The sequence below is a fragment of the Bradyrhizobium ferriligni genome (assembly GCF_056837965.1).
The window spans coordinates 1-21,442 of sequence record NZ_JBXEJO010000081.1; the positions used below are offsets into that span (position 1 = coordinate 1).

General features: G+C 64.7%; 21 protein-coding genes. 3 read left to right on the top strand and 18 right to left on the bottom strand.

The features are described 5' to 3' along the window. Positions 1-115: 115 nt before the first annotated feature. The 9 genes from AC1VNY_RS35120 to AC1VNY_RS35160 all read right to left on the bottom strand — a co-directional run bounded on the left by AC1VNY_RS35120 (position 116) and on the right by AC1VNY_RS35160 (position 8,369). Positions 116-1,288: a phosphoserine transaminase gene (locus tag AC1VNY_RS35120; RefSeq protein ID WP_482408603.1), complete on the bottom strand. Its 1,173-nt coding sequence runs from the start codon at positions 1,286-1,288 to the stop codon at positions 116-118. A gap of 78 nt (positions 1,289-1,366) precedes the next feature. Then, complete coding sequence (locus AC1VNY_RS35125; RefSeq protein ID WP_482408604.1) at positions 1,367-1,579, bottom strand: hypothetical protein; 213 nt, start codon at positions 1,577-1,579, stop codon at positions 1,367-1,369. Between the two features lie 168 nt (positions 1,580-1,747). Beyond that, positions 1,748-2,218 carry a GNAT family N-acetyltransferase gene (locus tag AC1VNY_RS35130; protein ID WP_240536835.1) on the bottom strand — a complete coding sequence of 157 codons (471 nt, stop codon included), beginning with the start codon at positions 2,216-2,218 and terminating at the stop codon, positions 1,748-1,750. Between the two features lie 18 nt (positions 2,219-2,236). Continuing rightward, the gene (locus AC1VNY_RS35135) at positions 2,237-2,827 is read right to left on the bottom strand and encodes a glutathione S-transferase family protein (protein WP_482408605.1); all 591 of its coding nucleotides are present in this window, start codon (positions 2,825-2,827) and stop codon (positions 2,237-2,239) included. Between the two features lie 71 nt (positions 2,828-2,898). Continuing rightward, positions 2,899-3,750 (bottom strand): outer membrane protein, encoded by an 852-nt coding sequence (locus AC1VNY_RS35140; protein ID WP_482408606.1) that lies wholly within the window; start codon positions 3,748-3,750, stop codon positions 2,899-2,901. Positions 3,751-3,930: 180 nt separating this feature from the next. Beyond that, positions 3,931-4,776: an outer membrane protein gene (locus AC1VNY_RS35145; protein WP_482408607.1), complete on the bottom strand. Its 846-nt coding sequence runs from the start codon at positions 4,774-4,776 to the stop codon at positions 3,931-3,933. Between the two features lie 300 nt (positions 4,777-5,076). Beyond that, the gene (locus AC1VNY_RS35150) at positions 5,077-6,327 is read right to left on the bottom strand and encodes an MFS transporter (protein ID WP_482408608.1); all 1,251 of its coding nucleotides are present in this window, start codon (positions 6,325-6,327) and stop codon (positions 5,077-5,079) included. A 306-nt stretch (positions 6,328-6,633) separates the two neighbouring features. After that, on the bottom strand, positions 6,634-7,980 hold the full coding sequence (gene glmM, locus AC1VNY_RS35155; protein WP_482408609.1) for a phosphoglucosamine mutase: 1,347 nt from the start codon (positions 7,978-7,980) through the stop codon (positions 6,634-6,636). A gap of 215 nt (positions 7,981-8,195) precedes the next feature. Further along, positions 8,196-8,369 (bottom strand): hypothetical protein, encoded by a 174-nt coding sequence (locus AC1VNY_RS35160; protein ID WP_438074738.1) that lies wholly within the window; start codon positions 8,367-8,369, stop codon positions 8,196-8,198. Between the two features lie 142 nt (positions 8,370-8,511). On the opposite strand from AC1VNY_RS35160, the gene AC1VNY_RS35165 reads away from it, so the two are divergent. Continuing rightward, a complete protein-coding gene (locus tag AC1VNY_RS35165) occupies positions 8,512-9,648 on the top strand; it encodes an alpha-hydroxy acid oxidase (RefSeq protein WP_028340554.1) in 1,137 nt (378 codons plus the stop codon). Positions 9,649-9,821: 173 nt separating this feature from the next. On the opposite strand, the gene AC1VNY_RS35170 is transcribed toward AC1VNY_RS35165, so the two are convergent. The 6 genes from AC1VNY_RS35170 to AC1VNY_RS35195 form a co-directional block, all read right to left on the bottom strand. After that, positions 9,822-10,430 carry a single stranded DNA-binding domain-containing protein gene (locus AC1VNY_RS35170; RefSeq protein ID WP_482408610.1) on the bottom strand — a complete coding sequence of 203 codons (609 nt, stop codon included), beginning with the start codon at positions 10,428-10,430 and terminating at the stop codon, positions 9,822-9,824. Positions 10,431-10,768: 338 nt separating this feature from the next. Beyond that, the gene (locus AC1VNY_RS35175) at positions 10,769-11,347 is read right to left on the bottom strand and encodes a hypothetical protein (RefSeq protein ID WP_482408638.1); all 579 of its coding nucleotides are present in this window, start codon (positions 11,345-11,347) and stop codon (positions 10,769-10,771) included. 115 nt (positions 11,348-11,462) lie between these two features. Next, complete coding sequence (locus tag AC1VNY_RS35180; protein ID WP_482408611.1) at positions 11,463-12,305, bottom strand: shikimate dehydrogenase; 843 nt, start codon at positions 12,303-12,305, stop codon at positions 11,463-11,465. A 31-nt stretch (positions 12,306-12,336) separates the two neighbouring features. After that, complete coding sequence (locus AC1VNY_RS35185) at positions 12,337-12,978, bottom strand: YoaK family protein (protein ID WP_482408612.1); 642 nt, start codon at positions 12,976-12,978, stop codon at positions 12,337-12,339. Positions 12,979-13,177: 199 nt separating this feature from the next. Then, positions 13,178-15,226, bottom strand: a complete 2,049-nt coding sequence (locus AC1VNY_RS35190; protein WP_482408613.1) for an elongation factor G — start codon at positions 15,224-15,226, stop codon at positions 13,178-13,180. Positions 15,227-15,385: 159 nt separating this feature from the next. After that, positions 15,386-16,300: a LysR substrate-binding domain-containing protein gene (locus tag AC1VNY_RS35195; RefSeq protein ID WP_482408614.1), complete on the bottom strand. Its 915-nt coding sequence runs from the start codon at positions 16,298-16,300 to the stop codon at positions 15,386-15,388. Between the two features lie 124 nt (positions 16,301-16,424). Here AC1VNY_RS35195 and AC1VNY_RS35200 point away from each other — a divergent pair, with 124 nt between their 5' ends. Beyond that, positions 16,425-17,357, top strand: a complete 933-nt coding sequence (locus tag AC1VNY_RS35200) for an alpha/beta fold hydrolase (protein WP_482408615.1) — start codon at positions 16,425-16,427, stop codon at positions 17,355-17,357. On the opposite strand, the gene AC1VNY_RS35205 is transcribed toward AC1VNY_RS35200, so the two are convergent. From AC1VNY_RS35205 to AC1VNY_RS35215, 3 genes are all read right to left on the bottom strand, one after another. Next, on the bottom strand, positions 17,354-17,836 hold the full coding sequence (locus AC1VNY_RS35205; RefSeq protein WP_028336066.1) for a DUF992 domain-containing protein: 483 nt from the start codon (positions 17,834-17,836) through the stop codon (positions 17,354-17,356). The two genes, AC1VNY_RS35200 and AC1VNY_RS35205, sit on opposite strands and share 4 nt — an antisense overlap. A gap of 257 nt (positions 17,837-18,093) precedes the next feature. Continuing rightward, the gene (locus AC1VNY_RS35210; protein WP_038382216.1) at positions 18,094-18,615 is read right to left on the bottom strand and encodes a DUF992 domain-containing protein; all 522 of its coding nucleotides are present in this window, start codon (positions 18,613-18,615) and stop codon (positions 18,094-18,096) included. Positions 18,616-18,860: 245 nt separating this feature from the next. After that, positions 18,861-20,063, bottom strand: coding sequence for a pyridoxal phosphate-dependent aminotransferase (locus AC1VNY_RS35215; protein ID WP_482408616.1), 1,203 nt, complete (start codon positions 20,061-20,063; stop codon positions 18,861-18,863). Between the two features lie 639 nt (positions 20,064-20,702). Between AC1VNY_RS35215 and AC1VNY_RS35220 the strand changes: the two genes are divergently transcribed. Beyond that, the gene (locus AC1VNY_RS35220; RefSeq protein WP_028336064.1) at positions 20,703-21,356 is read left to right on the top strand and encodes a glutathione S-transferase family protein; all 654 of its coding nucleotides are present in this window, start codon (positions 20,703-20,705) and stop codon (positions 21,354-21,356) included. Positions 21,357-21,442: the final 86 nt, after the last annotated feature.

Below are 21,442 nucleotides of genomic sequence, written 5' to 3' on the forward strand. Positions count from 1 at the left end.
GGGTTGGGGTGAGGGGCAGCCACGGGCGAGGAACAAGCCGAGAGGGCCCCTCACCCGGATCGCTGCGCGATCCGACCTCTCCCCGTAAGAACGGGAAGAGGTGACAAGAGAAAACTTAAGCCGCCTTGGGCAACGCTGCCTTGGTCTCGGCAAACGCCCAGTCGATCCACTGCGTCAGCAGCTCGACATCCTTTGCCTCGACGGTGGCGCCGCACCAGATCCGCAGGCCGGCCGGCGCGTCGCGGTAATACGCGAAGTCGAAGCCGGCGTTCTCCTTCTCCACCAGCGCGACCAGCTTCTTGCAGAAATCAGCCTGTGCGTCGGATGGAAGCGAGGTGATCGCGGGATCGGTGAACTTCAGGCACACCGAGGTGTTGGAGCGGATCGCGGAATCCTTGGCCAGGAAGTCGATCCACGGCGTCCGCGCCTTCCAGTCGGCGAGCGCCTTGGTGTTGGCGTCGGCACGGGCGATCAGCGCCTTCAGGCCACCGATCGACTTCGCCCAGTTCAACGCATCGAGATAGTCCTCGACGCAGAGCATCGACGGCGTGTTAATGGTCTCGCCTTCGAAGATGCCCTGGTTGAGCTTGCCGCCCTTGGTGAGGCGGAAGATCTTCGGCAGCGGCCAGGCCGGCTTGTAGGTCTCGAGCCGTTCCACCGCGCGCGGCGACAGGATCAGCATGCCGTGCGCGGCTTCACCGCCAAGCGCCTTCTGCCAGGAGAAGGTGACGACATCGAGCTTGGCGAAATCCAGTGGCTGCGCGAAGGCGGCCGAGGTCGCGTCGCAAATCGTCAGGCCTTCGCGATCCGCACTGATCCAGTCGGCGTTCGGCACGCGCACACCCGAGGTGGTGCCGTTCCAGGTGAAGACGATATCCGACTTCGGATCGACCTTGGAGAGATCGGGGATTTCACCATAAGCCGCGTTGAGCTTGGTGACGTCCTTCAGCTTCAATTCCTTGACGATATCGCTGACCCAGCCCTCGCCGAAGGATTCCCAGGCGAGCGTGGTGACGGGCCGCGCGCCGAGCAGCGACCACAGCGCCATCTCGACCGCGCCGGTGTCCGACGCCGGCACGATGCCGATCTTGTAATCGGCGGGCACCTCAAGCACCTCGCGCGTCAGGTCGATCGCGAGCTTGAGCTTGGCCTTGCCGACTTTCGCACGATGCGAGCGGCCGAGGGCGGCGTCCTTGAGATTGTTGGGGTTCCAGCCGGGGCGCTTGGCACAGGGGCCGGAGGAAAAATGCGGCACTTCGGGCCGCGAAGCGGGCTTCGCTGCAGTCATAATCTACCCTTCCAGATAGCTGCCTCTCGGTGGGGAGAGGTTTCCCGCGGTCGGGGATAGTGGAAAGGTACCCAAACGTCAAGAAAGTTCGGACTCGTCTGGAACAACCCGGGCATCACGGCTGATTGATGGGGCGTCCTCGACCTGCTGGATCGTCTCCTGATCGAGCAAATCTGCCGCCAGAGTCATGATCTTAACCGCCCTGCGCCGGCTCGATACTTTCAAAATGCTCTTCTCGCCGGCCTGCACGATGTACTCGTTGCCGACCCGCACGATCGAATAATCCGACATTCCAATCCCCAGTTGCCTGCCGCCCCGTGGGAGACGTCCGACATAGCGGACTCGTTCCGACCCGTAAAATCACGGAGGCCAGCTTAGTTTATTGGCTGTTAACCGGATCGCAGACCATCCGCTGCCGCAGGTATTGCCCGGTAGATGGCACAACTTCGTGCGCGCGTTTCAAAAGCGAATCGTCATCCCGACATGGCTGCGCGCGAACCCAAGCCGTTCATAGAAACGCTGCGCATCGACCCGCGTCTGATGCGTCAGCAATTCGACGAGCATGCAGCCTCTCGCGCGCGCCTCGGTGACCGCCCACTGCACCAGCTTCTCGCCGATGCCGCGGCTGCGGCAATGTTTAGCAACGCGAACGTCCTCGAGCAGGCCGCGCGAGCCGCCCTGTGAGCTGATGCCCGGCAGGACTGCGAGTTGCAGACAGCCGACGACGACGCCCTCCCCGTCGACGGCGACGACGAGTTGCAGGTTGGGATCGCGCTCGACCCGCGCGAAGGCCTCGTAATAGCTTTGCGGCAGCGGGTCCTCGATCCGCTCGCGCGCACTGCCGAGCGGATCGTCCGCAAGCATGCCGACAATGGCGGCGACGTCTTCGCGGCGAGCGCGGCGGATCGTGATGGATGAAGCTTCAGTCATGGCGGCATTCACCTGAGGTCAGCGGACCGGCGGCAGCGCGAGCACGCGCTCGGCGTCGGCGATCCAGCGACGGATCACGGGATAGCGCGCGAGTTCGAGGCCGCCATCCTCCGCGACACGCGTATAGGCGAGCAGCGAGACGTCGGCGAGCGAGAACGCGTCTCCGACCAAAAATTGCGTGCCCGCCAGATGCCGCTCCAGATGATCGAGCGCGACATAGCCGCGCTTGACGAGGTTCGGATCGATCTCAGAGATGGCCTTGCCGAGATACACGGTCTGAAAGCGGCAGACGGCCACATAGGGCTCGTGGCTGTTCTGCTCCCAGAACATCCAGGCATCCATTTGTGCCGCGCGATAGGGATCGCTCGGGATCAGGTCGCTGCCGCGCGCGAGATAGCGGATGATGGCGTTGGATTGCGCGAGCGTGCGGCCGTCATCCAGCTCCACCGTCGGCACCTGACCCCAGCCGTTTCGCTTGAGGAATTCCGCGGTCCGGCTGCCGCCCTTCATGGTGTCGATCTCGACCCATGTGTACGGCAGCGCCAGCTTGTCGCAGACCCATTTCACCTTCAGGCAGTTGCCTGAATTGGCGTCGCCGTAGATTTTCATGTGAGATTGCTCCGCTTGCGGAGCGATATCCGACCAGCCGCAGATTGCGGTGTCAAGCCGAGTGGCGCGCGTCAGAACTTGTAGCCGATGGCAGCACGCACGCTGTTTTGCGTGACCGACGTGTTCTTGACCGGCATGAACTTGACGTATTCCCACTCGCCGCGCACGAAAACACAGTTCCACAACATGTATTCCAGGCCGAGACCAGCGGTCCAGCCGGCAACGTAGGCGTCCGTTTTTGCATCCGTCGCGGTTTGGGCAAACTGCGGGAGCGCAAACGTGGTCGAACTTCCGTCGACAAAGTTGATCGTTCTGTTCACGGAGCTGGTGACCGTGCGCGACACATCCATTCGACCGACCGCAAGGCCGCCGAAAATGTAGGGCAGAAAATCACCGGTTGCCCAACCTGCGCGTCCGCGGAACGTCATCTCATCCTTGAGCTTCAGCGACGCGCTTCCATTCAACGTCACGCCGTCCGCGGCCGTGGCCCCGGTCGGCAGGACAAGGCTCGGCTGAGCGACTTGAATCGGGCCCAGGCTGCCGAACGTCGATGTCGTAAGGCCGGACCAATAGGTGTAGTTCGCTTCGACACCCAGCACGACGTCGTCGAACTGATAGTTGCGTCCGACAAATGCGCCGAAACCCGAGCTTTGCGCATTGGCCCGACCCAGCAGATTGAATTGCGACGTCGGACCCTGAAGCGTGGTGTTGCGGAAGATGGAATTGGTCAGAGATGCGACGGAGCCGCCAAAGTCGGTGTTGATCCAGGTTTGGCCGACCTGGCCGCCGACATACCAGCCGTCCCAGTTTCTGGTTGGCGCGCTGGAAGCGGGGAGACTGCCGCGAAGGAAATCGGGCATGTCGGCCGCATGTGCGCCGGTCATCGCCCCGAACATCATCGCCGCCAGCACGAACCTACGCATTGCAACGCTCCATCCACCGCACCGATTTCGCGTTGATCATCGCCTGTTAACCTTAACCAATCGTTGTCGCCGCCGGTTTTCGAGCACGCAAGTTGCGGAAGCTCGACACGCAGGCAGCAAAGAAAAACGGCGCGGGATGATCCCGCGCCGTTTCAATTGTTAACCCTGGAAGGTTCGAAATTAACCCTTGCGGATCAGCGGGGGCGGCGGCGGCGGCGGCGGCACGTCGCAGCAAGGCAGGGCGAAGCGCACGCCGAGCTTGACGTCCTGCGACGTGATATCCCGGAACTGGAACGACGACGGACCAGCATTGCTGCCATCGAACGAGCGACCATTGCCCTGCCCCGCGGTGCCCATGTCGAGATAGCGGTAAGCCAATTCGACCGTGAAGTTGTTGGTGACCTTGTAGGCGAGACCGGCATGCACGGCCCAGGCGAGGTTGGTCTTGGTCGCGCCGTCGGCGGCGAAGGAACCGGTGAAACCGGACGCTCCCGGGAACGTGGTGACGTCGGAGAAGCCCGAGGTCTTGATCGTCGCAGCACCGACACCGGCGCCGATGAACGGCGTCAAGCACCACCAGGTGCCGAGATCGGCATAGACGTTCACGAGGCCGACCCAGCTCTGGAAACCGCCATGATAGGCATCGCCGATCGAGTTGGTGGGAAAGGTCACGAAGTCGGTGCCATTGAAGCTCACCTTCGAGCGGTACTCACCGGTGATGTCGGCGCGGAACCAGCTGTTGAACTGATAGCCGACGCCGATGCCGTAGAGCGTGCCGCCGTCGAAGCCATGGCCAACCTGGGTGAGCGCGCCGGCGGGCAGCGTGTCATACGCGTTGACGTGCAGCCTGCCTTTGCTGCTGGTCATGCCGATGTCGCCGCGCAGGTACCAGCCGCCGAAATCCTGGACCGGCGGAGGAGCATACGCCATCGGAGGCGGCGGCATGATGGGCATGTCGGCGGCGAACGCCGCCGAGGACAACAGAGATGCCGCGCCGGCGGCAATCAGGGTCTTTACGCTACGCATTGGCTTCGTCCTTTTGGGCCAAGTGAGGCGACACGAAAGCCCCACGTCTGAAACTCACGGCCGGACGATGGCAGGAAATGTTTAAGCGGCACTTAACCCTAATTTTTAAGGTTGATTTTCTCTCACCTTTCTCTGCGGCTGTCGCTTATGGGTCCATAAATGACGCAGGTCGGCGGCGGAACATCGCGATCCCGCCACAAGTGCTAATGAAGCGTTGACGCATGCGCGCCGTTTGCAGCGCACGCGAGCCGCGTGCGTTAGCGAATGCTTAACGCGGGCGTCGCGTCTGCGGCCGAGCGTTCAGCGCACGGCCTGCGGCATCTTCGGCAGGAACACCGCGAGCAGGCCGATCGCCGGCAGGAAGGCGCACAGCTGATAAACGAAGGCGATCGAGGTGTGGTCGGCGAGCTTGCCGAGCACCGCCGCGCCGAGACCGCCGATCCCGAACGCGACGCCGAAGAACACGCCGGAGATCATGCCGAAGCGATGCGGCATCAATTCCTGCGCGAACACGATGATCGCCGACGTCGCCGACGAGATGATCAAACCGATCACCACCGTCAGCACGGCGCTTGCGAACAGGCCGGCATAGGGCAGCGCCAGCGTGAACGGCAGCGCGCCGAGGATCGAGAACCAGATCACGTATTTGCGGCCGAAGCGGTCGCCGAGCGGACCGCCGATGAACGCACCCGCGGCATTGGCGGCAAGGAAGATGAACAGATAGAGCTGCGCCGCCTGCGTCGAGACGCCGAACCGATCGATCAGATAGAAGATGTAGTAGCTCGACAGGCTCGAGACATAGAGCTGCTTGGAGAACAGCAGCGCGACCAGCACGGTGAGCGCGATCCTCACGCGCCGCTGATCCGGATGGTCGGGATGCCGCGCGACGGCGGCCGCCTTCTTGCCCGATATCTGCGGCTTGTACCAGACGCCGATGCGCCAGAGGATCACGATGGCAAGGAACGCGATCGAGGAGAACCAGGCGATCGAGGGCTGGCCGAACGGCACCACGATCAGTGCTGCGAGCACCGGTCCCATCGAGGTGCCGAAACTGCCGCCGAGCTGGAACACCGATTGCGCGAAACCGTAACGTCCGCCTGACGCCAGCCGCGCGATGCGCGACGATTCCGGATGGAACACCGCGGAGCCGAGGCCGACCAGCGAAGCCGCGATCAGGATCACCCCATAGCTGTGCGCAACGCTGAGCAGCAACAGCCCGAAGAAGGTGAAGCCCATGCCGATCGCAAGCGAGAACGGCTGCGCCTTCTTGTCGGTGAAATGCCCGACCAGCGGCTGCAGCAGCGACGCCGTGAACTGAAACGCCAGCGTGATCATGCCGATCTGCGCGAAGTCGAGCGCGTAATTGTCCTTCAGGATCGGATAGACCGAGGCGATCAGCGACTGCATCGTGTCGTTGAGGAAGTGTGAAAAGCTGATGCCGGCAAGCACGACATAGGCCGGCCCCGCAGCGGCGGCGGCCTTCGCGGCCGTCAGCTCCGGCACCGGCACCGGCTCGCCCAGCGCCTGTTTGCTCACGACGGGTTTGTTCAATGCAGCATTCCCGGACAGATTCGCAAAAATACCTCCGTGTCGTACGACGCGGAGGTGAGGCAAACCAGTTGCGTTAGCCGATGGCAGCGATGCGCTGTGTGGCCAGCCGGCGGCCTATCCCCGTCACCCTGAGGAGCGCCAACGGGTCCGCGCAAAGCGCGGCCCGATGACAGGCTCCGCGCGTCTCGAAGGGTCGACGGCCCGGCGCTCGCCACATTGCGACAATGGGCCGTGCATCCTTCGAGACGCGCGCAAGGGCGCGCTCCTCAGGATGACGGATCATGAGCTGACGAGGCCGGACGGGGCTTAAGCCGCGGCGGCGTGGCCGAGTGCGCTGACGATGTTGTCGACGACCTCTTCCACCAGGATGCGATCGTCGCCCTCGCCCATCACGCGGATCACCGGTTCGGTGCCGGAGGGACGGATCAAGAGACGGCCATGGCCGTTGAGGCGCTTCTCGCCGTCGGTGATCGCGGACTTGACCTCGGCGTCGTCGAGCGGCTTGCCGCTGCGATAGCGCACGTTCTTCAGGATTTGCGGCAATGGATCGAAACGCCGGCAGATCTCCGACACCGGGCGGCGCAGCTTCTGCACCACGGCCAGCACCTGCAGCGCCGCGACGAAACCGTCGCCGGTCGTCGAATAGTCCGACATGATGATATGGCCCGACGGCTCGCCGCCGAGATTGTAGCCGCCGCTCAGCATCTGCTCGAGCACATAGCGGTCGCCGACCGGCGTGCGGACCATCTGCAGCCCGAGGCCCTGCAGGAAGCGCTCCAGCCCGAGATTGGACATCACGGTCGTGACGATGCCGGGCTTGGAGAGGCGCCCTTCTTCCTTCCAGCTCTGCGCGATCACTGCGAGCAGCTGGTCGCCGTCGACGATGTGGCCGCGCTCGTCGACCAGGATGACGCGATCGGCATCGCCGTCGAGCGCGATGCCGATGTCGGCGCGCATCTCGCGCACCTTCCGCGACAGCGCTTCCGGCGAGGTGGAGCCGCATTCCTTGTTGATGTTGAAGCCGTCGGGTTCGACCCCGATCGGCACCACGTCGGCGCCGAGCTCCCACAGCGCTTCCGGCACCACCTTGTAGGCGGCGCCATTGGCGCAATCGACCACGACGCGCAGGCCCTCGAGCGAGAGATCGCGCGGCAGCGTGCGCTTGGCGAATTCGATGTAGCGGTCATGGACGCCGTCGATGCGGCGGGCGCGGCCGAGGCTCGCGCTCTGCGCCAGGCGGCGGTCGAGCGATTCGTCGAGCAGCTGCTCGATCTGCTTCTCGACATCGTCGGACAGCTTGAAGCCCTGCGGGCCGAACAGCTTGATGCCGTTGTCTTCGAAAAGATTATGCGACGCCGAGATCATGACGCCGAGGTCGGCGCGCATCGACTTGGTAAGCATCGCAATCGCCGGGGTCGGCATCGGGCCGACCAGCAGCACGTCCATACCGACCGAGGTGAAGCCCGCAACCATGGCGTATTCGATCATGTAGCCGGACAGCCGCGTGTCCTTTCCGATCACGACGCGATGGCGATGGTCGCCACGCTGAAACACCAATCCCGCGGCCTGCCCCACCTTGAGCGCGAGCTCCGGCGTGATCAGTCCATTGGCGCGGCCCCGAATTCCATCGGTCCCGAAATATTTGCGGCTCATGTAACCCCCAACACGGACCTCTCGAACCACCCGGCGAGAGAGTCCCGAACGCCTACCAGTCTAGCGTGCATCGGCCTTATAGACTGCCAGGCACTAAAATGACTTCAAAAAATATGATGAATCATTACCGGGGCCAAACCCCGTACTTCGACATTAACGCACTGAAAGATATAACATTATTGCTCTTTCAGCAACCTGGGAAACGAACCTGTCCCCTACCCTTTGCCGCTGCGCTTGACGTGCTGGTCGCCCTTGCTGGGGGCCGGCTGGGTGACATTGACGGGGTCGGAACCGGGAAACGTCTCCTCCAGCCCCTCCTCCAGGGCCTCGTCGAGCCGGCGCTTCTCGGCGTTCTCGTCTGCTTTCGGCTTGGAGCCTGATTGGGTCATCGCGCTCTCCCATCCGTCTTCGATTTGGCAGGCCACCCATCCATGCTAGATGACGGCAAGATCGAACACCCGCAAGACTTGCCGCTTAAAACAAGGCTCGCGACATCGAACTTGCGACACAGAAGAAGGGCCGGGACCGTCCATGAAGCACATTACCTGCATCGAAGATCTGCGCCAGCTGCACAAGCGCCGGGTGCCGAAGGCGTTTTTCGATTATGCGGACCGCGGCTCCTACACCGAGGACACGCTGCGCGCGAATTCGGAAGATCTGCAGCAGATCAAGTTCCGCCAGCGCATCCTGGTCGATGTGTCCAAGCGCACCCTGGCGACCACGATCCTCGGCGAACCGGCGGCGATGCCGCTGATCCTGGCGCCGGTCGGCCTGCTCGGCATGCAGCATGGCGACGGCGAGATCTATGCCTGCCGCGCCGCGCAGGCGGCCGGCATTCCCTTCACCCAGAGCACGATGTCGATCTGCTCGATCGAGGACATCGCGGCCGCCGTCGACAAGCCGTTCTGGTTCCAGCTCTACGTCATGAAGGACCGCGGCTTCATCAAATCGCTGATCGAGCGCGCGATCGCCGCGAAATGCTCGGCGCTGGTGTTGACCGTCGACCTGCAGGTGATCGGCCAGCGCCACCAGGACATCAAGAACGGCATGACGGTGCCGCCGGAATGGTCGCTGTCGAAGCTGATCGACTTCGCGACCAAGCCCGCCTGGGTGTCAGGCGTGCTGCAAGGCAAGCGCCGCACCTTCGGCAACATTGCCGGCCACGTCAAAGGCACCGAGGATCTGACGAAACTGTCGGAATGGACCGCCTCGCAGTTCGACACCTCGCTGAGCTGGAAGGACATCGACTGGATCCGCAGCATCTGGCCGGGCAAGCTGATCCTTAAAGGCATCCTCGACGTCGAGGATGCCGAGCTTGCCGCCAAGACCGGCGCGCAGGCGATCGTGGTCTCCAACCATGGCGGCCGCCAGCTCGACGGCGCGCCGTCCTCGATCGAGGTGCTGCCGGAGATCGTCGACGAGGTCGGCTCGAAGCTCGAGATCATGTTCGACGGCGGCATCCGCACCGGCATGGACGTCATGCGGGCGCTGGCGCTCGGCGCGAAGTCCTGCATGATCGGCCGCGCCTATGCCTATGGCCTCGGCGCCGGCGGCCAGGAAGGCGTCGCCAAGGCGATCGATATCCTGGGCAAGGAGCTCACCACCACGATGGGGCTGTGCGGCGTCAACACCATCGCCGAGATCGACGATCACGTGCTGGCGGTTTAGCCGCCGGCGCCATCCCGTCCACAAGCGTCGTCCCGGCGAACGCCGGGACCCATAACCACAGCCGTACGAGACTAGAACACGGCTGTGGCCCCAGCCCTCTCAACAAACCACCATCGGTGGTTATGGGTCCCGGCGTTCGCCGGGACGACGTGTTGAGAGAGGTGCGCTTCGCCTCACATCGGCGGCGTAACTCCGTCGCGGCCGACATTGACGCGGTTGGCTTCCAGCGTGCCGTCGTCCTTCTTCACCGCGCCGAAGATGATGATCTTGGCGCCCGGCTTCAGCTCCGACTTGTCGCCGGCGACGAAGGTGACGACCGGGGTACCCGGCGGCACCACGACTTTCTTCTCGCCGTCCTTGTACTTCACCGTGATGTTCTGGCCGTCGGTGCCCTTCACGGTCTCGGCAACGGTGGCGTTGGTCATCGTCGAGTTGGCGCGCAGGTCCCAGGGACGGAAGCCTTCGGCGGCGCCGCGCTGGTTCTCCGGGAAGATGTGAACCGCGATCGCCTTCTGCGTCCCGTCTGGCTCGGGCATCGCGGTGACGCCGATATAGGAACCGGGCTTGATCTCCGACAGATCGGTCTTGGCGACGCCGAACACCGCGACGTTGTCGGTGGTCCGCACCTTCATGTCGGCGCCGTCGCGCGACTTGATCGACAGCATGGCGCCGTCGACGGCCTCGATGGTGCCGCGAATGCGCACCGTCGGCGGCTGCTGCGCGGATGCAGCCGAGGCAAAGGCAACGAGAAGCAATGCGGCGAACAGCGGCGATTTCGGCATGGTGTCCCTCATGGGTTGGGCTGGCGGATTAGGGAACACCGGGGAATTGGTGGTATTCCGTGCGGCACCTCTCCTTCGCAGAAGAGGTGACGCTCGACAATTACGCGCCGGATGAGGGGCTGTTACTGCGATAACGGACAGGTGATACGCTTGAGCGCTGCACGGCAGCCGTAGCCCGAAGAGTCTTCGTCGTCCCGGGCAAGCGAAGCGCGACCCGGGACCCATAACCACCGATGGCCGTCGTTTCGCAGCGCCGAGGCGACAGCGCGCTTCAACAACTCAACCCCGTGGTTATGGGTCCCTGCTTTCGCAGGGACGACAGCGGAGCCTGTTCAGCCTCACATCGGCGGCGTGAGGCCGTCGCGGCCGACGCTGACGCGGTCGGTCTCAAGCGAGCCGTCCGGCAGTTTCTTCATGAAGGCGATGACCTTGGCGCCGGCCTTCAGGTCCGCTCTGTCGCCGGGAACATAGGTCACGACCGGTGTATCGGGTGCGACCTCCACCTTCTTCTCGCCGTCCTTGTATTTCACCAGCAATGTGTGGCCGTCATTGCCGACGACGGATTGCGCGACGGTCGCATTGGTCATGCTGCTGTTCGGCTTCAGATCGTAGGGTCGCGACCCTTCGCCGGTGCCGCGCATGTTCTCCGGGAAGACATGTACCTCGACCGCCTTCGGCGTGCCGTCGGGGCCGGGCACGGTGGTCGTGCCGATGAAGGAACCGACCTTGATGTCGGACAGCGCGACCTTGGTGAGACCGAGCACCACCATGTTGCCTGCCATGTGCTGCTTGACGTCCTCGCCGCTGCGCGACTTCACCGCCAGCGTATCGCCATCGACGCTCTCGACGGTTCCACGCACCCGCGTCGGCGTCGGCGGCTGCTGCGCAAGCGCATAAAGCGTGGATGCCGTCACCATCGCGAGCGCGATGCACGGACGAATGAGATGGGAACGGCTGGCAGGCATGGTGATCTCCGGGAGGGAACGCGGGGGACTAACACGAGACACCGTGCCGGAGACGCTATTCCAGGCCTCAAGTCTTTGTGAGATCGGCTTCGACCAGCCCACGCAGTTCCGCTGTAACTTGCGGGCGTTGGCCGAACCACAATTCAAAACCGCGCACCGCCTGATGCAGCAGCATGCCGAGCCCGTCAGCGGTCTTCAGGCCACGCGCCTCCGCCGCCGCGAGCAGCGGCGTCACCAGCGGCACATAGACAATATCGGAAACAACCGCATTTTGCGGCAGCAACCCCACATCGACCTCGAGCGCGGGCTGGCCATGCTGGCCGAGCGACGTGGCGTTCACCAGCAGCCCTGCGCGCGGCAGCAGCTCGCCGACCGTGTCCCACGTCGCGGGATGAACGCGCGCGTCGAACTGGTCGGCCAGCGCACGGGCACGGTCGATGGTGCGGTTGACCAGATGCACGCGCGCGATCCCACGTTCGATCAGGCCGAACACCACCGCACGCGACGCGCCGCCGGCGCCGAGCACCAGCGCGTCCTCGGTCTTGTCCCAGCCGGGCGCGCAGGCGTCGAGATTGTTGATGAAGCCTTCGACATCGGTGTTGGTCGAGCGCAACTCGCCATCGGCAAACCACAGCGTGTTGGCGGCGCCGACGGCACGGGCGCGCTCGTCCGGTGCCGACAGCGCCAGCGCGCGCTCCTTGTGCGGAATGGTGACGTTGGCGCCTACGAAGCCGCGCAGCGACAGGCGGAACAGGAAATCCTTGAAATCCTCCGGCGGCACCGCCTCGATCACATAGCCGCCCTCGATGCCGAGCGTGCGCAGCCAGTAATGATGGATCAGCGGCGAGCGGGAATGCGCGGCGGGCCAGCCGATCAGGCACGCGGCGCGGGTTTTGCTTGAGGACGTCATGATTGTGACATCGGCCAAGGCAGGCGCGCTGTCAATCCGTCCGCTTCGCGGTTGCGGCAACCAGCGCGCTGAGGGCGAACGCGGCGGCTGCGGCGAACCAGATCGCGGCGAGGTTGATCCAGCCATAGGCCATCGCCCCGGCGAGCGCGCCCGCGACCAGCGCCGCCCACAGCAGCAGGTTCGGCAGCCAGGCCCAGCCCGCGCCGCCGGTGAGCGCGGCGGCGATCAACTGGCCGGCCTTCACCAGCGCCCCGGTGACGTAGGTGAGGCCGAGCCCGGCGCCGCCTTCGAGCTGGAATACGGCGTTCTCGAGCCCCATCGCCAGCACGATGGCGGCGACCGCGGCGCTCGGGAGGCCATAGGCATAGGCCACCGCCGCCGCCGTCAGCAGCCACGCCTCGACGAGCAGGAGCAGGGGCTGGCGATGCGCCAGCGCGCTGAGCACGATCAGGCTGCCGGCTGCGGCGCCGGCGACGAACAGCACGATCAGCTCCAGCGCTTCCAGGGCGAGCTGCCAGTGCCCCTCGGCCAGCGTCACGCCGAGCCGCGTCGAGTTGCCGCTCATGAAGGAGACGAACAGCCCGCCGAGATGCAGATAGCCGATGCCGTCGACATAGCCGGCCAGCGCGCTGAGCGCGCAGGCCAGCGCCAGGTTACGGCGGGATTCAAGCATGACGGTGGGAATCGCTCCCGGTGTTCAGAACGACAATGTTCATGAAAGTACATGGCTTGGGAAGGAAGGGAGCGAAGCAGTCTCCCCGTCATTGCGGGGCGATGCGACAGCATCGAATCCCAATGCGCAATTGCGCATTGGGGAATATCGAAATTCCGGATTCGCTCGCGGGCGCGAGCGCTCCGGAATGACAATTGGATCACGCCGCGTCGCGATGCGCGGCGATGATCTGGTCGGCGGCGCGGCCCGTCACTTCGGCCATGCGGTCGAACTGGCGGGTGAAGGTGCCGGCGCCGGCGGTGGCGGAGCGTAGCTCGACGATCAGGTCGCCGATCTCGGATTCCGGCATCGTGGCGCGGACGCAATCCCAGCCGCTCCAGCCCTCGCGGGTGTCGAAGCCGAGGATCTGGCCGCGGCGCGCCGACAGGATCGCGTTGATCTTGGCGGTCGCTTCGTTCGGACAGACGATCTCGACCATATGGATCGGCTCCAGCAGCACCGGCTGGCACTGCGGCAACCCCTCGCTGACCCCGATCCGCGCCGCGGTGCGGAACGCAAGGTCGGAGGAATCGACGCTGTGATAGGAGCCGTCGGTCAGCGTGACGTCGACGTCGATCACGGGGAAGCCGAGCGGGCCACGCGCCAGCGCGTCGACGACGCCCTCTTCCACCGCGCCGATATAGTTGCGCGGCACCGCCCCGCCGACCACCTTCTCGTGGAATTCGAAACCAGAACCACGCGGCTTCGGCCTGATGTCGAGCACGACGTCGCCGAACTGGCCGTGGCCGCCGGACTGCTTCTTGTGCCGGCCGCGCTGGGTGATCGGCTTGCGGATGGTTTCCTGGTACCCGATCGCCGGCGGATGCGATTTGACGTTGACGCCGTAGCGGTCTTTCAGCCGCTCCTGCGCCACGCGAAGATGCATCTCGCCCTGCCCCCACAGCACGGTGTCGTGGGTGCGCGGGTTCTGGATCATCGTCAGCGAGGGATCTTCCTCGTTGAGCCGCAGCAGCGCCTGGCCGAGCTTGACGTCGTCCTTGCGGTCGGTCGCGGCAATCGAGATCGACAGCACGGCCGCGGCCGGCTCGACCTTGACCAGCGAGGCCGGCGCCGTCTTGCCGCTCGAGACCGTATCGCCGGTCTTGATCGCATCGAGCTTGCCGAGCGCGACGGTGTCGCCGGCCTCGGCCTGCGGCCGCTTGCTGTCATGCGCGCCCGAGACCGCGAGGATGCCGGAGACGCGCCCGCTCTCGCCGCTTGAGGATTGCAGCGTCATGCCGTCGTCGAGCCGGCCCGCAAGCACGCGCGCCAGCGACAGCTTGCCGCCGTGCTGCAAGTGCACGGTCTTGAACACGTAGGCCAGCGCATCCTTTTGGTCCTTGATGCCGAGCCGATCGGCGGTCTCGGCAACGCCGGGCGCCTCATGGCGCAGCGCCTTCATCAGGCGGAGCACGCCGTTCTCGCGGCTCGCAGCGCCGAGCAGCACCGGACAGATCTGCCCTTCGCGCAATTCGCGGGCGAGATCGTCGAACACGGCATCGCGGGGCGGCTGAATATCCTCCAGCAATTGCTCCATCAGCGCGTCGTCATGATCGGCAAGCTTCTCCAGCATCGAGAAGCGCGCTTCCTTCTCGCGATCGAGATTGCCGCCCTCGAGCGCCATCACCTCCGACGGCTTGTGCTCGCGATAGACGAAGGCGCGCTCCAGCGCGAGATCGACAAAGCCTTCGATCAGATCGCCGTTCCAGATCGGGATCTGGCGCAGCACCAGCGGCACGCGCGAGGCCGGCTGCAGCGTCGCAAGCGTCTCGCGGACGCGCTTGTTGGCGCGGTCGATCTTGTTCAGGAATAGAAAACGGGGAATTCCGAGCTCCTCGAGCTCGCGCAGGATGATCTGCAGCTGCGGCAGCTTCTTCTCGTCGGCTTCGCAGACCACGACCGCGGCATCGACCGCCGGCAACGCTGCACGCATATCGTGCGCGAATTCGATCGAGCCGGGACAATCGATAAAGGTGTAGCTGTCCCCCATAAAGGTGGTGGTGGCGGCGGTCAGGCCTACGCCCATCTTGTGCTGACGCGCCTCGGGGCTGGCATCGCCGACGGAGGTTCCGGCATCGACGCTGCCGGCATTCTTAATGGCGCCAGTGCGCGCCAGGATCGCTTCCAGAAGTGTGGTTTTACCGCTTTGGAAAGGGCCCACCAATGCGATGCACCGTGGACCTCGGGGACTTCTGACGTCTTGTCCCATTGCCGCCTCCTCGTTTTGGAGCTCGGCCCATGATTGGGTCGGCGACCGTTTATGCTCTGCCTGCGTTTGACATTTGGCAAGCGGGAAAACGTCGCTGCGGTGCGGCGTCGCGTAAGTTTGCGATCCCGAGCCATCGTCCGGACAATTGCGGCCGCTGCGTCAGTTCCTTCGCGCAAGTCCCGGAGCAATCTCGCGCAAGCGTGTCGCAAGGTCGAGCAGACGCTGCACGGCGGGCGAGACATCTTCATCGCGCCACGCAATCGTGAGCGGAGCCGTCACCGCCGGCGCGGCCAAGTGGACATACGCCACGCCGCGACCGGCCTGTGCGCGCGCCGCGGCCTCCGGAACGAGCGACACACCGACGCCGGCTGCGATCAGGCCAATCGCGGTTTGCAGATGCAGCACCTCCTGTGCGAGCCGCGGCGTGAAGCCGGCGGCCTGGCACGCGGCGACGATCAGGCCGGTGACCGACGGCTCCGGTCGCGCCGGATACAGCACGAAGGCATCGTCGGACAATTCGGCGAGCGCAATGTCGTCCCTCTCGGCAAGCGGATGCGCGCGCGGCAACGCCGCGACATAGGGCTCTTCCAGGATCAGGCGCTGGGCAAGTCCCGCCTCCGGCAATAGCGCGGGGCGTGCGAAGCCGACATCGATCCGGCGTCGCCGCAGCGCTTCGGCAATCTCGGCCGCCAGCATCTCGTCGAGCACGAGCTCGACGTCGGGACAGGCGTCGCGATAGCTGCCGATGAGATCGGGCAGACCGGCGAACATCGCGGAGCCGACGAATCCGATCGCGAGCTTGCCGGCCTGGCCGCGCCCGACGCGCCGCGTGTCCGCGACCGCGGCCTCGAAATTTGCGAGCAGCGCGCGGGCGCGCGCAAGCAACAGCTCGCCCGCCTCGGTGAGCCTGACAGGGCGGCTATTCCGCTGCAGCAGCGTCACGCCGAGTTCGTCCTCGAGCTGACGGATCTGCTGGCTCAGCGGCGGTTGCGCGATGTGCAGCCGCTCGGCCGCGCGGGTGAAGTTCAATTCCTCGCCGAGCGCCACGAAATATCTGAGATGTCGCAATTCCATGCCGGCGGTATAGCACGGCGGCGGGTGCCGTCCGTCATATGCAATAGCTCTGCAACCGTATCGAACGAGTATTGGACCGGATGCGCGAACGCGGACAGCCTGCGGCAAACCACAGGGAGTCCCCATGACGGCGCTGGAAAAAGCCTTCGCGGATGCAGCCGCGGCAGGCATCACACAACAGAAGATCGATATCGATGGTCTGCGCGTCAATGTCGCGCGCTTCGGCAAAGGGCCGCCGCTGCTCCTGCTTCACGGCTGGCCGGAGTTCTGGCTGGTGTGGCGCCCGCTGATGCTGCGCCTCGGCGACAGCTTTGAACTGATCGCGCCCGACTTGCGCGGCTGCGGCGACACCGGCAAGCCGACACCGGGGTCGGATGCGTCCGCCACCGCGGAGCGCCACGCGCTGGATATGTTTGCGGTCATGGACGCGCTCGGTCATATCAGCTTCGGCGTGATCGGCGGCGATCTCGGCGCCTATGTCATGCAGGCGATGTCGCATCGACAGCCGCAGCGGCTGACCGGCACGCTCTATCTCTGCACGCCCTATCCGGGCCTCGGGCACCGCTACGGCCAGCCCGGCCACCTGATCGAGGTCTGGTATCAATACTTCCAGCAGCTGCCATGGGCCGCGCAACTGGTCGGAAGCTCGCGCGAGTCATGCCGGCTCTACTTCCGACATTTCCTCGACCACTGGTCGGGCGACGATCCCGCCGTGTTCGGCGACCTGCTGGAAGCCTATGTCGACAACTTCATGAAGCCGGGCAACATCCAGGGCGGCTTCGACTGGTATCTCTCGTCCGCGCCCAATCGCCGGCGCTGGCTGGAAGGCAAGCTGCCGGCGCAGCCGCGCATCGACGTGCCCTCGCGCTTTCTCTGGGGTCGCCGCGATCCGTTGATCGCGCCCGAATGGTCGGACAGGTTGGGAGACTATTGGAGCGAACCTTCGATCAGGTTCGTCGAGACCGGACATTACGTTCACGCCGAGGCGCCCGGGATCGTTGCCGAAGAAGCGAGCGGCTTCTTCGGCAAGCTGATCAGCCGCACGGGCGCGCGTTAGCGGCCCGGACGCAGCTCCAGGCTCTCGAGGCCGGCGGCGATGTTGATGCCGACCTGGCCCTGCACGCTGAGCGGCTGCAGGGCGATCGTGTTGTCGGAGCCGCCGACCAGCACGTTGCCGCCGACGCCGACACCGAGCGTCGCGCTGCCCTGCGCGCCGGCGTAGTTGCCGGAGAGCGCACCCGGCCCGAGCCGCTCCACCGGTGCGTAGACGCCCCAGGCCAGCGCCGATTCCTGGGTGATGCCGAGATCGATGCCGACCTTCTGGATGGTCGCGATGTAGCGATCCTCAGGCAGACCATTGGCGCGCAGCACGCAACCGAGATGGGTCACGGAACCGACGATGAAGCCGACGCTCGCACCACCGCGGCATTCCAGAACGCCGACCTGCACGCGCTGGATCGGCTGTTGGGCGCTGGCGCCGACGATTGCGGTCAGCGTGGCAATGGCAGCACCGGCGAGGAGAGTGAAGCGACGCATGTTGGCGAGTCTCCGGCTGAGAGGCATGACGCAAGCAGAGAACAGAACGGCGCCGTGTCTGCGGCGCCGTTCGCATCCTATGCCACAACATCGAACGTCCAGCCAGAATTTGCGGTGCCCGGCCACCGATTGTCAGGAGATGTTGCGGCGCTGCTATGTTCCTCGGGGTCTGCCGATTGATCGAGCAACGGACAGCAAACAACAGACAACAAAAAAGAGGCCCGCTTTCGCGGGCCTCTTGATGAGACACCACCAACTTAGTGATGGCGATGATGACGGTGGTGACGATGATGACGGCGCGGACCGCCGTAGGCGACCGGCTCGAGATCGATGCCGGCGATGCCGGCCGCAACGTTGAGGCCGGTCTGGCCCTGCACGCTGACCGGCTGCAGCGCATAGGCATTGTTCGGGCCGCCGAACAGGAAGTTACCGCCGGCACCGAGGCCGACCGAGGCGTTGACGCCGACGCCGCCGTAGCTGCCGGCCAGCGCACCGCGCGGAAGCTGCGTGGTCGGCGCGCTCACGGCCCAGGCGAGCTGGGTCGTCGCGGTGACGCCGAGATCAACGCCGATCCGCTTCACGGTAGCAACATAGGGCTCGGGCCGACGGCCGCCGCTCTGGAACACGCATTCGAGGCGCGCGACAGAGCCGACAACGAAGCCGACATTCTCGCCGCCCTGGCATTGCAGGACCCCGGCTTGAACCTGAGGCGCCGCGTTGGCGGTGGCGAACGGCGCCAGCAACGCAAGCGCTGCAAGGGTGAGGGTCGAAAGTCGCATTGAACTGTCTCCGCAAGGTGAACTGAATTTGCGCGGCGGACAGGAAGGAAGGCTCGTGTCCAAAACAAGGCAGTGCGCAAAGACGCCGTAAAAACTTCCCGCGTGTGGCATCGATGTTCGCACACACGCGCGTGAGGTGAGCAGGATGTGATTTGACTCGTCGAATCTACCGGCGCGCGATTTCAGCGCATAAACAAAAACGCTCCCGCACCAGGTGCGGGAGCGTTTCTTAATTTCGGATCGAACTACCGCAGATTACCGCAGAAGCGCTGGATGCGCTTGCAGGCATCTTCGAGATCGGAGGTCTTGGTGGCGTAGGAAATGCGGAACGCGGGTCCGAGCCCGAATGCCGATCCCTGCACCACGGCGACGCCTTCGCTCTCGAGCAATTCGGTGACGAACACCTCGTCGTTGTCGATCAGCTTGCCCGACGGCGCCTTCTTGCCGATCGTGCCGGCGCAGGACGGATAGACGTAGAATGCGCCTTCCGGCCGCGGACACTCGATGCCGCTCGCCTGATTGAGCATCGACACCACGAGGTCGCGACGCTCCTTGAACACCTTGTTGTTCGCAGCGATGAAGTCCTGCGGACCGTTGAGCGCCTCGACCGACGCCCACTGCGCGATCGACGACGGGTTCGAGGTCGACTGCGACTGGATCGTCGCCATCGCCTTGATCAACTGCGCCGGGCCGCCGGCATAGCCGATGCGCCAGCCGGTCATGCAGTAGGCCTTCGACACGCCGTTCACGGTCAGCGTGCGATCGTACAGGCTCGGCTCGACCTGCGCCGCCGTGGTGAAGACGAAGTCGTCATAGACGAGGTGCTCGTACATGTCGTCGGTCATCACCCAGACATGCGGATGCCTGACCAGGACGTCGGTGATCGCCTTGAGCTCGGTCTTCGTATAGGCCGAGCCGGTCGGGTTCGAGGGCGAGCACAGGATCACCCATTTGGTCTTCGGCGTGATCGCCTTCTCGAGATCTTCCGGACGCAGCTTGAAGCCGGTCGAGGCCGGGCAAACCACCGGCACCGACTCGCCGCCGGCGAGCGCCACCATCTCGGGATAGCTGACCCAGTACGGCGCCGGGATGATCACCTCATCGCCCGGATTGATGGTCGCCATCAGCGCGTTGTAGAGCACCTGCTTGCCGCCGGTGCCGACGATGACCTGGTTCGGCTTGTAGGTCAGGCCGTTCTCGCGCGCGAACTTGTTGATGATGGCTTCCTTGAGCTCCGGAATGCCGCCGACATCGGTGTACTTGGTCTTGCCGGCCTCGATCGCGTGGATCGCTGCTAGCTTGATGTTGGCGGGCGTATCGAAGTCAGGCTCGCCGGCGCCGAGGCCGATGACGTTGCGGCCCGCGGCTTTCAGCGCGCGTGCTTTGTCCGTGACCGCGATCGTCGCGGACGGCTTCACACGGTCGAGCGCAGCGGACAGGAAGGCCATTATCATCTCCTGGCAAACGTCGTGAGCCGTTGGGCCACGACTTGATTTGAATGGGATCGCGGCACCCTAGGCCTGTCGCCGCTGCACCGCAAGAAGCTTGGCGGTAAAGCACGAAAACTTTCGCGTATGGCTCGCGGTGCGCGCAATTTTCCGCAAGTTCCGGCGCCGGATGACTCATATCCGGCAAGCCCGGCGACCACAGCTCTGGCCTTGCCGGCAGGGCCTTCGGCGGCTTGTGCCGGCGCGGATTGCTCCGAGGACAATGCCGCGCGGCACCTGCCTGACAGCGCTAGCGGCGGGCCGTCAACGCCGACCGGCGCGTCGTGCCGCCAAGGACGGCGCGTTAAGGTTTGTGGGTTGCAGCGCGCCGGCCATGGGTCGCGACCTTGGTATCAACCTTGATATCGACCTTGCCATCGACCGGCACCGTGCAGAGCGTCGCGCAGGCGTGATCCGAGTTGTTCTGCCGTGTTGATGGAATCGTTCTGCACGCGTGCAGTGCGGTAGACGTTTCGACTTTTTCCACACTGCAGGGCTTGCGACGCACCCCCGTCGGCATCATTGTTTAGCGGCGTTGCGGTGTGACAGGCCGCGCAATTCGAGCGTACCGTCTCCCTGACCCGAGTGAACACCGACGCAATGTACAAGCTCTATTCGATGCAGCGCTCCGGCAACAGCTACAAGGTCCGGCTGGCGCTTGCCGTGCTGAACACGCCGTACGAGGCGATCGAAATCGACATCCTGCGCGGCGAGAGCCGCACCCCGGAATTCCTGGCCAAGAATCCGAGCGGCCAGGTGCCGCTGCTCGAGGTCGCCGAAGGCCGCCATCTCGCCGAGTCCAATGCCATCCTCTGGTACGTCGCGATCGGCACGCCGCTGGCGCCGGAGTCGCGGATCGAGCGCGCCGAGGCGCTGCAGTGGATGTTCTTCGAGCAGCACGCGCTGGAGCCGAACATCGGCGCCGCCTATTTCTGGCTGTCGCTGGTCAAGGGCGGACGCGACCTGCAGACGCACGCGCTGGAGGACTGGATGGAGCGCGGCTACGCGGCGCTGCAGGTGATGGAGAATCACCTCAAGGAACACACCTATTTCGCCGCCGGACAGCTCACCGTCGCCGACATCGCCCTCTACGGCTACACCCACGTCGCCGACCGCTGCGACTTCGACCTGGCGACCTTTCCGTCGATCCGCGCCTGGCTGAAACGGGTCGAGCAGACCCCCGGGTTTGTCTCGATGGACTGGCAGCCCGGTACCGAGGCCGAGCCTGAGCCCCGGCTCGCAGCCGGCGTCTGAACGGCTGGGTGTGAATCCAGGGAATAACGGGGAAACTGCCCAAATAACGGGCAAAACCCGCGCCACCGCCGCATTTTAGCCATTTT

What these genes read in the sequence shown, in the direction of transcription:
- AC1VNY_RS35120 (WP_482408603.1), bottom strand. Translation starts at nt 1,288, where the DNA reads ATGACTGCAGCGAAGCCCGCTTCGCGGCCCGAAGTGCCGCATTTTTCC.
- AC1VNY_RS35125 (WP_482408604.1), bottom strand. Translation starts at nt 1,579, where the DNA reads ATGTCGGATTATTCGATCGTGCGGGTCGGCAACGAGTACATCGTGCAG.
- AC1VNY_RS35130 (WP_240536835.1), bottom strand. Translation starts at nt 2,218, where the DNA reads ATGACTGAAGCTTCATCCATCACGATCCGCCGCGCTCGCCGCGAAGAC.
- AC1VNY_RS35135 (WP_482408605.1), bottom strand. Translation starts at nt 2,827, where the DNA reads ATGAAAATCTACGGCGACGCCAATTCAGGCAACTGCCTGAAGGTGAAA.
- AC1VNY_RS35140 (WP_482408606.1), bottom strand. Translation starts at nt 3,750, where the DNA reads ATGCGTAGGTTCGTGCTGGCGGCGATGATGTTCGGGGCGATGACCGGC.
- AC1VNY_RS35145 (WP_482408607.1), bottom strand. Translation starts at nt 4,776, where the DNA reads ATGCGTAGCGTAAAGACCCTGATTGCCGCCGGCGCGGCATCTCTGTTG.
- glmM (WP_482408609.1), bottom strand. Translation starts at nt 7,980, where the DNA reads ATGAGCCGCAAATATTTCGGGACCGATGGAATTCGGGGCCGCGCCAAT.
- AC1VNY_RS35160 (WP_438074738.1), bottom strand. Translation starts at nt 8,369, where the DNA reads ATGACCCAATCAGGCTCCAAGCCGAAAGCAGACGAGAACGCCGAGAAG.
- AC1VNY_RS35165 (WP_028340554.1), top strand. Translation starts at nt 8,512, where the DNA reads ATGAAGCACATTACCTGCATCGAAGATCTGCGCCAGCTGCACAAGCGC.
- AC1VNY_RS35170 (WP_482408610.1), bottom strand. Translation starts at nt 10,430, where the DNA reads ATGCCGAAATCGCCGCTGTTCGCCGCATTGCTTCTCGTTGCCTTTGCC.
- AC1VNY_RS35175 (WP_482408638.1), bottom strand. Translation starts at nt 11,347, where the DNA reads ATGGTGACGGCATCCACGCTTTATGCGCTTGCGCAGCAGCCGCCGACG.
- AC1VNY_RS35180 (WP_482408611.1), bottom strand. Translation starts at nt 12,305, where the DNA reads ATGACGTCCTCAAGCAAAACCCGCGCCGCGTGCCTGATCGGCTGGCCC.
- AC1VNY_RS35185 (WP_482408612.1), bottom strand. Translation starts at nt 12,978, where the DNA reads ATGCTTGAATCCCGCCGTAACCTGGCGCTGGCCTGCGCGCTCAGCGCG.
- AC1VNY_RS35190 (WP_482408613.1), bottom strand. Translation starts at nt 15,226, where the DNA reads ATGGGACAAGACGTCAGAAGTCCCCGAGGTCCACGGTGCATCGCATTG.
- AC1VNY_RS35195 (WP_482408614.1), bottom strand. Translation starts at nt 16,300, where the DNA reads ATGGAATTGCGACATCTCAGATATTTCGTGGCGCTCGGCGAGGAATTG.
- AC1VNY_RS35200 (WP_482408615.1), top strand. Translation starts at nt 16,425, where the DNA reads ATGACGGCGCTGGAAAAAGCCTTCGCGGATGCAGCCGCGGCAGGCATC.
- AC1VNY_RS35205 (WP_028336066.1), bottom strand. Translation starts at nt 17,836, where the DNA reads ATGCGTCGCTTCACTCTCCTCGCCGGTGCTGCCATTGCCACGCTGACC.
- AC1VNY_RS35210 (WP_038382216.1), bottom strand. Translation starts at nt 18,615, where the DNA reads ATGCGACTTTCGACCCTCACCCTTGCAGCGCTTGCGTTGCTGGCGCCG.
- AC1VNY_RS35215 (WP_482408616.1), bottom strand. Translation starts at nt 20,063, where the DNA reads ATGGCCTTCCTGTCCGCTGCGCTCGACCGTGTGAAGCCGTCCGCGACG.
- AC1VNY_RS35220 (WP_028336064.1), top strand. Translation starts at nt 20,703, where the DNA reads ATGTACAAGCTCTATTCGATGCAGCGCTCCGGCAACAGCTACAAGGTC.